This is a genomic window from Bilophila sp. (assembly GCF_057864385.1).
The window spans coordinates 21,557-34,850 of sequence record NZ_DBMAFI010000032.1; the positions used below are offsets into that span (position 1 = coordinate 21,557).

Annotated in this window: 15 protein-coding genes and 1 tRNA gene; 13 read left to right on the forward strand and 3 right to left on the reverse strand. The window is 59.6% G+C overall.

Annotation, left to right across the window (positions count from 1 at the left end; all coding sequences use genetic code 11):
* Nucleotides 1-1,469: 1,469 nt before the first annotated feature.
* Nucleotides 1,470-2,306 carry a histidine racemase CntK family protein gene (locus tag ACZM8Y_RS11165; protein WP_337432034.1) on the reverse strand — a complete coding sequence of 279 codons (837 nt, stop codon included), beginning with the start codon at nucleotides 2,304-2,306 and terminating at the stop codon, nucleotides 1,470-1,472.
* Between the two features lie 19 nt (nucleotides 2,307-2,325).
* A complete protein-coding gene (locus ACZM8Y_RS11170; protein ID WP_302553977.1) occupies nucleotides 2,326-2,721 on the reverse strand; it encodes a VOC family protein in 396 nt (131 codons plus the stop codon).
* A 474-nt stretch (nucleotides 2,722-3,195) separates the two neighbouring features.
* On the opposite strand from ACZM8Y_RS11170, the gene ACZM8Y_RS11175 reads away from it, so the two are divergent.
* The 7 genes from ACZM8Y_RS11175 to ACZM8Y_RS11205 all read left to right on the forward strand — a co-directional run bounded on the left by ACZM8Y_RS11175 (nucleotide 3,196) and on the right by ACZM8Y_RS11205 (nucleotide 8,639).
* The gene (locus tag ACZM8Y_RS11175) at nucleotides 3,196-4,074 is read left to right on the forward strand and encodes a YicC/YloC family endoribonuclease (RefSeq protein WP_302553978.1); all 879 of its coding nucleotides are present in this window, start codon (nucleotides 3,196-3,198) and stop codon (nucleotides 4,072-4,074) included.
* A gap of 2 nt (nucleotides 4,075-4,076) precedes the next feature.
* The gene (locus ACZM8Y_RS11180) at nucleotides 4,077-4,334 is read left to right on the forward strand and encodes a DUF370 domain-containing protein (RefSeq protein ID WP_302553979.1); all 258 of its coding nucleotides are present in this window, start codon (nucleotides 4,077-4,079) and stop codon (nucleotides 4,332-4,334) included.
* Entirely contained in the window at nucleotides 4,327-4,959 is a 633-nt protein-coding gene (gene gmk / locus ACZM8Y_RS11185) for a guanylate kinase (RefSeq protein WP_482334720.1), read from the forward strand. The genes ACZM8Y_RS11180 and gmk overlap by 8 nt, the downstream gene beginning before the upstream one ends.
* A gap of 4 nt (nucleotides 4,960-4,963) precedes the next feature.
* Entirely contained in the window at nucleotides 4,964-5,662 is a 699-nt protein-coding gene (gene pyrF / locus ACZM8Y_RS11190; RefSeq protein WP_482334718.1) for an orotidine-5'-phosphate decarboxylase, read from the forward strand.
* A gap of 369 nt (nucleotides 5,663-6,031) precedes the next feature.
* Nucleotides 6,032-7,747 carry a single-stranded-DNA-specific exonuclease RecJ gene (gene recJ, locus ACZM8Y_RS11195; protein WP_482334445.1) on the forward strand — a complete coding sequence of 572 codons (1,716 nt, stop codon included), beginning with the start codon at nucleotides 6,032-6,034 and terminating at the stop codon, nucleotides 7,745-7,747.
* 111 nt (nucleotides 7,748-7,858) lie between these two features.
* The gene (locus ACZM8Y_RS11200; RefSeq protein ID WP_308771535.1) at nucleotides 7,859-8,449 is read left to right on the forward strand and encodes a peptidylprolyl isomerase; all 591 of its coding nucleotides are present in this window, start codon (nucleotides 7,859-7,861) and stop codon (nucleotides 8,447-8,449) included.
* A 114-nt stretch (nucleotides 8,450-8,563) separates the two neighbouring features.
* A tRNA-Phe gene (locus ACZM8Y_RS11205) sits at nucleotides 8,564-8,639 on the forward strand.
* A gap of 368 nt (nucleotides 8,640-9,007) precedes the next feature.
* Here ACZM8Y_RS11205 and ACZM8Y_RS11210 read toward each other — a convergent pair.
* Nucleotides 9,008-9,304 (reverse strand): hypothetical protein, encoded by a 297-nt coding sequence (locus ACZM8Y_RS11210; protein WP_302553985.1) that lies wholly within the window; start codon nucleotides 9,302-9,304, stop codon nucleotides 9,008-9,010.
* Between the two features lie 192 nt (nucleotides 9,305-9,496).
* Here ACZM8Y_RS11210 and rpsF point away from each other — a divergent pair, with 192 nt between their 5' ends.
* From rpsF to ACZM8Y_RS11240, 6 genes are all read left to right on the forward strand, one after another.
* Nucleotides 9,497-9,799: a 30S ribosomal protein S6 gene (rpsF, locus tag ACZM8Y_RS11215; protein WP_302553986.1), complete on the forward strand. Its 303-nt coding sequence runs from the start codon at nucleotides 9,497-9,499 to the stop codon at nucleotides 9,797-9,799.
* A 1-nt stretch (nucleotide 9,800) separates the two neighbouring features.
* Nucleotides 9,801-10,064 carry a 30S ribosomal protein S18 gene (gene rpsR / locus ACZM8Y_RS11220; protein WP_308771536.1) on the forward strand — a complete coding sequence of 88 codons (264 nt, stop codon included), beginning with the start codon at nucleotides 9,801-9,803 and terminating at the stop codon, nucleotides 10,062-10,064.
* A gap of 11 nt (nucleotides 10,065-10,075) precedes the next feature.
* The gene (rplI, locus tag ACZM8Y_RS11225) at nucleotides 10,076-10,591 is read left to right on the forward strand and encodes a 50S ribosomal protein L9 (RefSeq protein ID WP_302553988.1); all 516 of its coding nucleotides are present in this window, start codon (nucleotides 10,076-10,078) and stop codon (nucleotides 10,589-10,591) included.
* A gap of 97 nt (nucleotides 10,592-10,688) precedes the next feature.
* The gene (gene dnaB, locus ACZM8Y_RS11230) at nucleotides 10,689-12,086 is read left to right on the forward strand and encodes a replicative DNA helicase (protein ID WP_302553989.1); all 1,398 of its coding nucleotides are present in this window, start codon (nucleotides 10,689-10,691) and stop codon (nucleotides 12,084-12,086) included.
* Between the two features lie 17 nt (nucleotides 12,087-12,103).
* Entirely contained in the window at nucleotides 12,104-13,045 is a 942-nt protein-coding gene (gene epsC, locus ACZM8Y_RS11235) for a serine O-acetyltransferase EpsC (protein ID WP_302553990.1), read from the forward strand.
* 2 nt (nucleotides 13,046-13,047) lie between these two features.
* Nucleotides 13,048-13,170, forward strand: a complete 123-nt coding sequence (locus ACZM8Y_RS11240) for a hypothetical protein (RefSeq protein WP_009379867.1) — start codon at nucleotides 13,048-13,050, stop codon at nucleotides 13,168-13,170.
* The last annotated feature ends 124 nt before the right edge of the window (nucleotides 13,171-13,294 follow it).

Here is a 13,294-nt window from a genome sequence, read left to right on the forward strand (position 1 = left end):
CTCTCATTTTTTGTTCATTCCATGAAATCCAGTTTTGAAAAATTGTTGCGAGACCTCCAGATAATTTCCAAAGAACTCTTCCTTTCCAGTTGGAATCTTGTATCAACCACAAACTTAAACACAGCCTCATAGAAAATGGTTGGTGTTTCTTGAAGTTCCCAAAAGATAATCAATAAAATGCCTCCACTATGGGTTCCACAATGGAAAGCTGAGGAAAAGGCCGTATTTCTATCATATTGTAGAGATGGAGGAAACACATCCTCAGAGATTTCTGGAAAACTTCATTACAGAGGCGTTTTGATTATTTATTGTTCGGTTTTATCATCACATTTAATTGTTATCATTTTATAACAATCAATTTTATTTTTTAGGCTCTGTTATAGTATGTAGTTGTTTCACTTCCACAGTGCGGTGAAAAATACAACGTATGTGGTTGTTTCATCTCCACAGTACGGTGAAAACACAGCCGTTTTCTCCGGTTTTCCCCCTTGGCGGGATCCACGGCTAAGGCATTTTTCCGGTTATCCCTTTGGAGCTCCAAGGAAAAAAGCATCTACCATTTTCTATAACACAGCCTTTTTTAAAGATATTTTCTATCGACCCAACGACAAAAAGATTTTTCCTCAGTTTTTATCTTGAATTATTATGAAATAGAATATCAATCTTTTACCATAATAAGCTATTTGGAGTTTCAAGAAAAAATATGGCTGTATCATAGAAAAGAGTTGATGCCCTTTTCCCTGAAGTTCCAAAGGAATAACCAGCAAAATGTCTTAACTATGGATTCCGCCAAGGGGAAAACGGGAGAAAAAGGCAGTATGTTCACCGCGCTGTGGAGATAAGCAGCACATACTATGGCAGAGCCAAAAATATCAATCAGCTACTATGATAACGCCTTTTTCTTCCATCTTAAGAAAGTACGGATAGTTTCTAGGCTGTGTCGTTAATTACATAATATATTTAAATTATTTATTTTTTAAGATACAAAAGTTATTTCAACATTTTTCAAATAGTTATATATTAAACAATGACACAACCTAACGAAATAGTATAATGGCATCAACGTCCTCTCAGAAGAGAACCGTTTCATGCCTCACCAACTGCCATCAATATAGATATAATGGATATAAAGAAAGGCGGGACGCTCTTGAAACGTGTCCCGCCTTTCATGTTGTCCCGGCTTGAGGCCTGCTTTGAAAAAATGACGAAATTCGGCCTCCCCGTCAAGCCGCCGCCTCATCGGAGGCACTCGCCTTTCCAATCATTTTTGAAGGATCCGTTTTGAATTTCATAGAGTTACAGTACGGATTCCATCAAAGCGCGAACGTCTCCCCCATCCGGCGGAACTCCCGCCGCGCGGCCTCCCCACCAGTCGAAAGCCTTGGGAAGGGGAGGGATGGGGGCCGGGGGAAGGGAGGGGAAACGCTTCTTCAGAAGGGTTTCCCCTCCCTTCCCCCGGTTCTTCCCTCTCAATCCAGACATTCCACAAAAACATCCCCGCGGGCTATGCACCTGACAGCCCCGCCGATCCATGCGGCCCAGCCTCCGGGATGGGCGGAACCCTCCGGCACGACACGCAGCGGCTCACCGCCCGGCTGCATCAGCGACAGTTCCCCCGCATCGCCGTAAACGCCACGGCAGACGATGGACGCAGCCAATGCCCCGGAACCGCAGGCAGTCTCGGCGTAGGTCGTCCCGGTTCCGCGCACCCATACGAAAGGCGTGATCCGCAGGCCGGACGGCTCACGATGAAGCCAGATGCACCCGGCGGCATCCTCGCCCAACAGCCCGAAACGGGCAAACAGCGCGGCGGTGTCCCGATCCTTGTCGGCGGGGAGCGGATGCGCGGCGGCATCCAGCACCAGATGCGCAATGCCCGGCACCCGGACAAGATGTATGCCCGGAGCCACGTTCTCCAGCGGAGGCTCCTGCGGCAGATCCAGAAGGACGGCGGACTCGAAACGGTGGGCGGCCAGACGCCGGACGCGGACGCGCAGGCGCTCCGGCATCCCGGATACGCTCACGATCCCGCCAAGCCCGCCGCTTTCCGGGCTGAGCCTCCCCTCTTCGGCAAGCAGCGCGGCAAAGGCGCGGGTCGCGTTCACGCAGAACTCCCCGCCCATCATGTCCAGCCGCGGGACGGGAGCGGCGGTGTCCACATACCCGGCCTGCTCCGCTTCCAGATGCCCCGGAGCAATGATTTCGGCGGCGGCACGGGCCCTGTCCGCCGGGGACAGCGAAGCCTCCCGGACAAGGATGGTCGTATTTCCGCAGGGTGAATACTTCGTGAAAGGCAAAACGCGCATGACAGACCTCGCGGAAGGCTCAGGCTTCCGTATAATTCGCCACTTCGATCAAGTTTCCGTCTGGGTCACGGAAATACACGGAGGTGATGGGCCCAAGGGCGCCTTCACGCCGCACCGGGCCCTCCTCCACAGGGACATCATTGGCTTTGAGATGATCCAGCATTTCAACGACCGGTGTCCGGGAAAGGAAGCACAGATCCGCCGTGCCCGGAAGAGGGTTATGGGCCTGAGGGAAATCCCCCTTGCCCGCTTCATGAAGGTTGATCGTACGGCTGCCGAACGAAAGGGCGGTACGTCCGCTGCCGAACGTAAACGGCGTCATGCCGAGAACCTGCTGGTAAAAACGGCACGTGGCCTTGATATCGCTGACTGTAAGCCCCAGATGATCAAGGTCTTCCACGCAAAGAACGGCCATAGGCATCCCATCCTGCTGCTCAATGAAGGACGTAAAAAAGCGGCGGGCGGATTTTCCCCCTATCCGGCACAACTGCCGGAACCCGCTTCAAAAGACAAGGCTGCGCCACTAAATGATTGATGTTTTCTTTTTCCACATTTCAAATAACCAATAAAACGTCTCTGTCACGGGGCCCGCTAACGGAAAACGGAAGAAAAAGGCTGTATCTTTACCCTATGTGAAGATGAAACAATCATGCCTTATGAGCGTTCTAAAGACAAAGTGGTTTGTATTATTTGGAAAAGGACGTCAAGAGCCGAAAAACGGCGGATAGCTTCCTTTCCGCGGCATGTCCCCATATCGGGTTAAGGATATACTGAAATCAAACGGGAAGCCAGTGCCGGGCAAACCGCTTCCGCTCTTGTGCCGAAAAACTTTATGCCGTAACATAATGCGGATAGCCATCCCCAACGCTGACAGCCTGAAGGAGAATCTATGCTGCGGAGTATGACCGGCTTCGGCCGTTGCGTCATGGAAGACGCGGACTGGACGCAAACGTGGGAAATACGGAGTGTAAACAACCGCCATCTGGATCTCAAATGGCGCCTCCCCCTTCAGGCGCGGGGGCTGGAGTCCCGTCTGGAACGCGTGGTCCGGCGCTTCGCCGCGCGGGGCCGCATAGAAATCGCCCTCACCCTCCAGCAGCGCGGCGCGGCGGCCAACCTCCGTTTTGATGCGGCGCAGGCCTCGGCCATGCTGGATCAGGTGGCGGCGCTCGCGGATCTGCACGGGGACGCCTTCGAACCGGACTACAACGCCCTGTTCGCCATCCCCACGCTCTGGGAGCGCGAAAGCGGGGACGGGGACGACGAAATGGAAGAACGCCTCGAAGAGGGCCTTATCGCCGCGCTTGAGGACTGGAACGAATCCCGCGAGACGGAAGGCGCGGCACTGGCCCGCGACATGGCCTCCCGCATCGCCCAGATGGAGGAATGGGTTTCGCGCATCGACGAACGCGCCCCTGAGATCAAGGAAGAACGGTTTGCGGTGCTCCGCGAACGCCTTTCCGAAGCCCTCGCCGCCGTCAACGGCGAACTGGAAGAAAGCCGCTTCCTTCAGGAAATGGTCGTCCTCTCGGACAAGCTCGACGTCAGCGAAGAGCTCACCCGCCTCCATGCCCATCTGGAACGCCTGCGCGATCTCCTTGAAATCGGGGCCGACGCCGGACGGCGCCTCGACTTCACGCTTCAGGAGTGCTTCCGCGAAATCGCCACCTGCGGCAACAAGATTCAGGACGCCCAGACGTCCCGCCTTGTGGTGGACTTCAAGAACGAACTGGAAAAATGCCGCGAGCAGGTTCAGAATCTGGAATAGCCATGCCGAAAGAACGGATCATCAACCTCGGGTTCGGCAACTTCGTGGTCGCTTCCCGCGTCGTGGGCATCATCAACCCGGCGTCTTCCCCCATGCGCCGCCTGCGTGAGGATGCCCGCACGGAAGGCCGCCTCGTGGACGCCACCCAAGGCCGAAAAACCCGTTCCATCATTATAACCGATTCCAACCACGTGATCCTTTCCGCCATCCTGCCGGACACATTGGGTCAACGATTTATGCAGGAGGAGGACAATGCCTGATACGCCGCCGACCACAACCGCCCGTTCCGGGGTGCTGCTCGTCGTATGCGCCCCTTCGGGGACGGGAAAAACGACCCTCATCCAACGCCTGCGGGCCGAATTCCCGAACTTCGCCTATTCCATCTCCTGCACCACAAGGGCCCCGCGCGGCCATGAAGTGGACGGCAAGGACTACCATTTCCTTTCCGTCGAAGAATTCCTCCGCCGCCGGGAAGCCGGATTTTTTGCGGAATGGGCCAATGTGCACGGCAATTATTACGGGACGCCGCTGGCTCCCGTGCTCGAAACCCTGAAAGCCGGGCAGGACGTCCTGTTCGACATCGACGTTCAGGGCGCGGCCCAACTGCACCTTTCGCTCCCGCGCGGGCAATACGTCTTTCTCCTGCCACCGTCCCTGAGCGAGCTGGAACGCCGGCTGCGCGGGCGCGGCACGGACGACGAAGCGAGCATCGCCCGCCGCCTGTCCAATGCCGCCTCCGAAATCCGTCAGGCCCACTGGTTCGACGCATGGATCGTCAACGACGATCTGGACAAGGCCTATGACGAGCTGCGCGCGGTCTACCTCGCTTCGACGCTCCACCCCGCGCACCGTCCGGGGCTGGCAAACACCATTCTGGAAGGATGAACCCATGGCCCAACTCATTGTAGCCCTCGACTATACCAACGCCGAAGACGCCCTCGCCACCGCCGAATCCCTGCGCGGCTGCCCGATCTGGATGAAGGTGGGCCTTGAGCTCTTCACCCACGAAGGCCCCGCCGTCGTCAGGAAGCTCAAGGACATGGGCTTCAAGGTCATGCTCGACCTCAAGATGTTCGACATCCCGAATACGGTCGCGGGCGGCGTGCGTTCGGCCTGTCTCATGGGCGTTGACCTCATCACCCTGCACGCGCTCGGCGGGGAACGCATGATCCGTGCCGCCGTCGATGCGGTCAGGCAAAGCGCCGAAGCAGGCGGCCCCAAGCCCCTGCTCTTCGCGGTGACCGTGCTCACCAGCATGGCCCCCGGCGAACTGCCCGGCTACGGGGAAGACCTTTCCGGCCTTGCCGCCAATCTCGCGGCGGGCGGCCAGTCGTGGGGGCTGGACGGCGTGGTCTGCTCAGGCCATGAGGTCGAAGCCATCAAATCCCGCTGCCCCGGCCTGATGTGCCTGACGCCCGGCATCCGCCCGGCGTCCGGCTCCGCTTCCGACGACCAGCGCCGCATCATGACGCCCGCGCAGGCCGTGCGCATCGGCAGCGATTTCCTCGTCGTCGGCCGCCCCATCACCAAGGCCCCCGTCCCCTCCGATGCGGCCCACGCCATTCTGGACGAGATGGAAAAAGCGTAAACGCAAAATGGGGAGAAAGAGGGAACCCCTCCTGAAAATGTGTTGCCCTTCTCCCTCCCCATGCCCCACCTCTCCCCTCCCAAGACTTTCGCGTGCGGCATCCAGCCTGCCTCCACATGCGGGGGCGGGCCTTGCCGCGGGTGACGGAGGAGAAGGTAAAATCGAGCCTGCCTCCATATGGGAAGACGGGCCGACCGGAACAAATCCCTTGAACTTTTTGAAGCCTTTTGGGACTCCTGACGCGCAGCCTCCCCACCAGTCGAAAGTCTTTGAAGAGGAAGGGGGAGGTTCGGAGGGGGAGGGGGAAACTTTCTACAGAAAGTTTCCCCCTCCCCCTCCGAGTTCAACCACCAACACCCCAATATCAATATGAAAACATGGAAATTCCGCAACCAGCCCGATAAAGGCCCCTGCCCCGCCGGATGGGCGGACAAGCTGGGCGTCCCTCAGGTCGTAGCCGACCTGCTCTGGCAGCGCGGGCTGGAAACTTCCGCCCAAATGGATTCGTTCCTCTCGCCGGGGCTGCGCCACCTCTCGCCCCCGGACTGCTGGCCCGGCATGCGGGAAGCGGCCGATGCGCTGGAACAAGGCATCCGGGAAGGGCGCAAAGTCCTCATCTGGGGCGACTACGACGTGGACGGCATCACCGGCGCTACGCTCATCCTGCAAACCCTCCGCTTCCATGACGTGCCCTCGTCGGTACACCTCCCTGACAGGCGGAAGGAGGGCTACGGCCTCAACATCCCTGAAATCGAACGCCTCGCCGCCGAGGAAGGGCCGGGCGTCCTGCTGACCGTGGACTGCGGCATCAGCGATGTGAAGGCCGTGGAACGGGCCAGGGAGCTGGGCTTTATGGTGGTGGTGTCCGACCACCACATGCCGCCAGCCGAGCTGCCGCCAGCCCACGCGATCACCAACCCGCGCCTCAGCGAAGACAACCCCTGCCCGCATCTGGCGGGCGTGGGCGTGGCCTTCTTCCTTATGGCCGCCCTCAACGGCAGGCTGGAAGCCATGTCGGGCAAGCGCATGGACATGCGGCAGGTGCTGGACCTCGTGGCCCTCGGCACGCTGGCGGACATGGTTTCGCTCACGGGGCAAAACCGCATCCTCGTCAAAAACGGCCTGCTCAAAATTGCGGAGGCCAAACGCCCCGGCCTCGCCGAACTCAAGGGGGCCAGCGGCTTTTCCCCCGTGGCGGCCCTCGGCGCGGGCCAAGTGGTCTTCAACCTCGCCCCGCGCATCAACGCCGCCGGGCGCCTGGGCAGCCCCACGCTGGCCCATGACATGCTGCTCACGCCCTCGCACGACGAGGCCGCCAAACTTGCCCAGACCCTGACCGCCCTGAACGACGAACGCCGCGCCGAAGAAGATCGCATCTACAAGGAAGCGATCGAACAAGCCGAGGCCCACCCCAAACGGCTGGGCTTCGTGCTGTACGGCGAGGACTGGCATCAGGGCGTCATCGGCATCGTGGCGTCGCGCATCGTGGAAGCCTACTACCGCCCGGTGCTGATCCTCTGTTCCGACGGGGAAACCTTGAAGGGATCAGGCCGCTCCGTCCCGGAATTCGACCTCCACGCGGGCCTCACGCGCTGCGCCGACATCCTGCTCGGCTTTGGCGGGCACAGGCAGGCCGCGGGGCTGCGTATCGCCCCCGGCCGCCTGGACGAACTGCGCGAGCGTTTCGATGCCGTCATCCGGGAGGAGCTTGGGGAAGAACCGCTCACGCCCTCTTTAAAGATTGATGCGGAAATGCCCTTTTCGCAGGCCTCGGACTTCACCGTCCTGAAGGGGCTCGAACTGCTCCAGCCCTTCGGCATCGGCAACCCCGAACCCATCTTCGCCTCGCTGCCCCTGCGGGTGAAAAAGCGCAAGGCGTTCGGCCATTCCCGCGAGCACATCTCGCTTGAGGTGACGGAAGAAGGCTCCGGCATCACCCTCCAGGCCAAGGCGTGGCGGCAGGCGGATCAAATCCCCGAAAACATACAGGGGCAACGCATCCGGCTCGCGTACACGCCGGGCATCAACACCTACAACGGCATCGCCTCGGTCGAACTGCGCGTCAGGGACTGGGAAGTGCTGTAAGCCGGGAAGTCCGGGGCGGCGTGCAATCCGCTTTTCAAGCGGCACCCTCTTCCCTATACTAAGGGGAGCCGCCGTGTCCGGCGGACTCTTTCATCTTTTATGGAGACAATCATGCAGAGCATCCGTATTGCCGTTCTGACGCTCGCCCTGTGCTTCGGCGCGGGCCTCCTGCCCATTCAGGGCCATGCCGCCGCGCCCCTGCCCAAAGTCAAAATCGAAACAAACATGGGCGACATCGTCGTTGAGCTGAATCCCGCGAAAGCGCCCAAAACCGTCAGCAACTTCTTGTATTACGTGAAATCCGGCTTCTACAACAACACGATCTTCCACCGCGTCATCAACGGGTTCATGATTCAGGGCGGCGGCCATACCGCCGACATGCAGGAAAAGGCCACCACCCGCAAGCCCGTGGTCAACGAAGCCGGGAACGGCCTCAAAAACGACGCCTACACCATCGCCATGGCCCGTACCAGCGATCCCGACTCCGCCACGTCGCAGTTCTTCATCAACGTAGCGAACAACGATTTCCTGAACCACAAAAACGAAACGCCGTCCGGCTACGGCTATGCCGTGTTCGGGAAGGTCGTTCAGGGGCAGGACGTTGTAGACCGCATCAAGGCCGTATCCACCGGCAGCTACGGCCCCTATCAGGACGTTCCGAAAACGCCCGTGATCATCAAGAGCATCGTGCCTGCCCAATAGATGATTTTTTCATGCGTTTTCCGCATATTAGAAACATATTGAAAAAAAATTCGGAAAAAAGCGAAAAAAAGCTTGCCAAGACGGGAGAGTTTGCGTAGTTATTCTCCCTGTCGAGCCGGGGTAGCTCAGTTGGTAGAGCAGGGGACTGAAAATCCCCGTGTGGGCAGTTCAATTCTGTCCCCCGGCACCACTTGGAAATACAGGGCTTGTGTTGACAAAACACAAGCCCTTTTTCGTATCCATCACCCCAAAGGCCGCCCCTTTCCTACAGGGATGGCGGCCCCTTTCCTTTGCGGCTATATCGTAAGCCACGCGCACCTTTCACCTCCCGCTTGTCCAGGGAGGGCCTATACCCCTTTGTGGGGCCGCCTTCGGAAAAGCCCCAAACGTGGCTGGCCCGTCTTATTCAAAGCAAGGCATCATGCTTTTTATAGACGCGCTCAGCCCTCCGTTTATCGGCTTGAGGAAGGGGCCCTCGGCACGGGAAGGCCCCTCTGCGCTCCAGCCGTCACGGATTCCCTTAAAGCCCCGTGCCCCGCTCTTCCCCCATTCCTTGCCCTAGCAGATCCCGCCGACAGTATCGGCCTGCTGCAACTGCTCCTCAAGCATGGCGTTCTGCGCGGCCTCGAACGTGCGCAGGCTCTCTTCAAACAACCGCATGTAATACAAAGAATTGCCGAAAAGCGCGACCATAAGCGTACCCGCCTCGATTTCCTCTGGCGAGGTATATGACTTGCGATTGCCTTCCATTGTCTCAAGAGCCGCTCCGAGCTGCTTGATCAGCTCTTTGATGCCCATCTGCGGGACATCCACACCGTCAACCTCACGCGTAGGGAACCTCTTTTCCATATCCATAAGCCTTCCTCCAAATCTTTGGCCGATCTTTATGATGATTGCCCGTTTCGCACAACCCGCCGCATGGAAACGGGAGGCGGCTTGACAGAGCGCTTCTGTTCGCGTATTGGGTTGAGTTCTGCCTTGCCTGTTTCATCGCGTCCGAGAGGGCGACTCTGGGAACAGGCCATAGTCCACAAGGAGGATCTTGGCATGAGAAAGTTTGAAACCCTGCTGCTCCTTTCCCCGGAGCTGGCTGCCGATGCGCGTGAAGCGTTGCTTGGCACCTTCACGGGTGTCATCGAACGCGCCGGCGGTCGGTTTGCCGCGGATCACTGGGGCATGCGCGACCTCGCCTACCCTGTCCGCAAACAGATGCGCGGTTACTATGTGCGCCTCGAATATGTCGCCCCCGGCGACACCGTGGCTGAACTCGAACGCATCATCCGCATCAGCGACGGCGTGTTCAAGTTCCTTACCGTAAAGCTGGCCGACGCGGCCGAGGAGGTTGCGTAACATGGCCTTCAAGAAAAAATTTGCCCCTCGCCGCAAGTTCTGCCGTTTCTGCGCCGATGCGGAACTGCCGCTGGATTACAAGCGCCCCGACATCCTGCGCGATTACATCACGGAACGCGGCAAGATCATTGCCCGCCGCATCACCGGCACCTGCGCCAAGCACCAGCGTCTGCTCTCCACCGAGATCAAGCGCGCCCGTCAGATGGCCCTGCTGTTCTACACCGCCGGCCATTCCTCTGACGTGAAGAAAAAGAGCAACATCTAAGGAGACCCGGTATGAAAATCATTCTTCGTGCCGATGTGGAAAACCTGGGTCGCCTTGGCGATGTGGTGACGGTTAAGGCCGGTTATGGCCGCAACTACCTGTTGCCTCAGGGCCTGGCCATGCTGGTCACCCCCGGTAACCTCAAGGCTTTTGAACTGGAACGCAAGAAGCTGCAGGCCCGTATGGATGCCCTGCGCGCCGCCGCCGACGACCTCGCCGGCAAGCTGGAAGGCCTCGTTCTTCCGATCGTCATGCGCGTGGGCGACAATGACAAGCTCTACGGTTCCGTGACCACCGCCATCATCGGCGATGCGCTGGCCGCTCAGGGCATCGAAGTGGATCGTCGCCGCATCCTGCTCGACCATCCCATCCGTACCCTCGGCGATCACCCTGTCCGCGTGCGTCTGCATGCCGACGTCATCGCTTCCCTCACCGTGAAGGTTGTCTCCGAAGACAAGGCTCACCTCGTTGAAGAGGAAGCCGCCGAAGCCCCGGCCGAGGCCCCGACGGAAGAAGCCGCCGAATAGTTTCCTGCGCCGCCCCCGGCCTTCACCGGGGGCGGCGGCTCGGCGGTGGGCTCCTCTGCTCTTCTTTTTCACGCGTCCCCAACAGAGGAATTTCCGCATGGCATCCCCTGCCGATCCTAATCGGGCGACGAACGATCTGCTTCGTCGAGTCCCCCCCCACAGCGTTGAGGCCGAACAGGCCGTTCTGGGGGGCATTTTTATCCGTAACAGCGTCTTCCACACGCTCGTGGACACGCTTTCCTCCGACGATTTTTATCTCCCCGCGCACCAGACGCTGTACACCTGCTTCCTCGAACTCTATCGCAAAAACGCGCCCATCGATCTCGTGTCGGTAGCGAGCTACCTCAAGGATCATGGACAGCTCGAAGCGGTGGGCGGAGCGGCCTACCTTTCGGAACTGGCGCAGACCGTCGTCAGCGGGGCCAATGCCGAATATTATTCCACCATCGTCCGCGACAAGTCGCTGCAGCGCTCCCTCATCGGCGCGTGTTCCGACATCATCAGCAACTGTTTTGACCAGTCGCGCAGCGTCGATGCCCTGCTGGACGAATCCGAACAGGCCGTCTTTTCCATCTCGGAACGCACCTCTGGCAAGGTCTTCAAGAGTTCCAAAGAGTTGGTCAACCGCGTTTTTGAGGAGCTGACCAAGCGCTTCGAGCAGAAGGAAGCCGTCACCGGCGTCACCACAGGCTACAACCGCCTTGATCAGATGACCGCCGGGCTCCAGCCTTCGGATCTCATCATTGTTGCGGCCCGCCCCTCCATGGGCAAGACCGCCTTCGCCCTGAACATGGCCATGCGCGCCGCCGTGCAGGACAATGTGCCCGTCGCCATCTATTCCCTCGAAATGTCGATGGATCAGCTTATGATGCGTATGCTTTGCGCATGGGGCAAGGTGGATCTGGGGCACCTGCGCCGGGGCTATCTCGACTCCGAGGAATGGAGCAGGCTCTACCACGCCGCCGACGTGCTTGGGCAGGCCCCCATCTACATCGACGACACGCCCGCGCTCTCGCCGTTGGAACTGCGCGCCCGCACCCGGCGGCTCAAGGCCGAATCCGGCGTGGGCCTCGTCATGGTGGACTACCTCCAGCTCATGCGCGGCTCCAAGCGGACGGATTCCCGCGAACAGGAAATTTCGGAAATCTCCCGCGCCCTCAAAGGGCTGGCGAAGGAAATGGATATTCCGGTCGTGGCGCTTTCGCAGCTCAACCGTAAACTGGAAGAGCGCACGGACAAGCGTCCGCTGCTGTCCGACCTCCGCGAGTCGGGCGCCATCGAGCAGGACGCCGACGTCATCATGTTCATCTACCGCGACGAGGTCTACCACAAGCAGCCCGACAACCCGCACAAGGGCTCGGCGGAAATCATCATCGGCAAGCAGCGCAACGGCCCCATCGGTACGGCGACGCTGGCCTATCTTGGTTCCTATACCGCATTTGAGGATCTTGAACCCGGACTGTCGCCCCAGCCTTCCGAAGCGGGCGGCGAATAACCTTCCTGAGGTACGCCATGAAACCACTCGCCCCCATAGCGCCAACGTCCATGCCCGATCTGGATCTCGTCGTGGAACAGTTGTGCGCGTCTTCCTCGCTTGAGGCGGTTCTGCACCACCCGCTGCACGATTCCCCCATGCCCTCGCTCGAAGAGCTCGGCGAGATCATGTCGCGCCTCAAGGCCGCGCTCTTTCCCGGCTACTTCGGTGTGTCCTGCGTGCATGTGGAATCCATGCGCTACCACCTCTCGGCCAATCTGGACTCCATTTTCCGCAAGCTGGCCGAACAGATCCGGCGCGGCGGCTGCTTCGCCTGCGCAAGCTACGCCACCGACTGCATGAGCTGTGAAGAGGTGTCCATGCGCAAGGCGATGGAGTTCATGCAGCGCCTCCCCCACATCCGCCGCCTGCTGGCGTCCGACGCCAAGGCCGCCTATGAGGGCGATCCCGCCGCGACCAGCGCCGGGGAGACCATTTTCTGTTACCCCTCCCTGCTCACCATGACGCACCACCGCATCGCGCACGAGCTGTACAGGCTCGGCGTGCCGGTCATCCCGCGCATCATTTCCGAGATGGCCCATTCCGCCACCGGCATCGACATCCATCCGGGCGCGACCATTGATGAGGAGTTCTTCATCGATCACGGGACGGGCGTGGTCATCGGCGAAACCGCGGTCATCGGCAAGGGGTGCCGCCTTTATCAGGGCGTGACCCTCGGCGCGCTGTCGTTCCCCAAGGACAGCGACGGCGTGCTGGTCAAAGGCGTTCCCCGCCACCCCATCCTTGAGGACAACGTCACCGTGTACGCCGGGGCGACCATTCTTGGGCGCATCACCATCGGCAGCGGCTCGATCATCGGCGGCAACGTCTGGGTGACGAAGGACGTGCCAGCCGGGACGAAGCTCGTGCAGAAGCTTTCCGCCCAGCCCACCGAAGAATCGCTTATGGGCAAGGCATAGCCATGAGAGCGCTGCTGCTTTGCGCCTGCCTCCTCGCCCTGCTCCTCGCCGGGTGTTCCGAGTCCGCCACCGTACGCGCCAAAGGCCAGTGGGAAGGCAGCGTATCCACGGGCGGATCGTTTTAGCTTGATTGGGTTGTTGATCGGGGGAGGGGAGAGGGAACCCTTCTGAAGAAGGGCTTCCCTCTCCCCTCCCCCGAACCCCCTCCCCTCTCCCTCCCAAGACTTTTGACCTTATCGAATCCCTCTT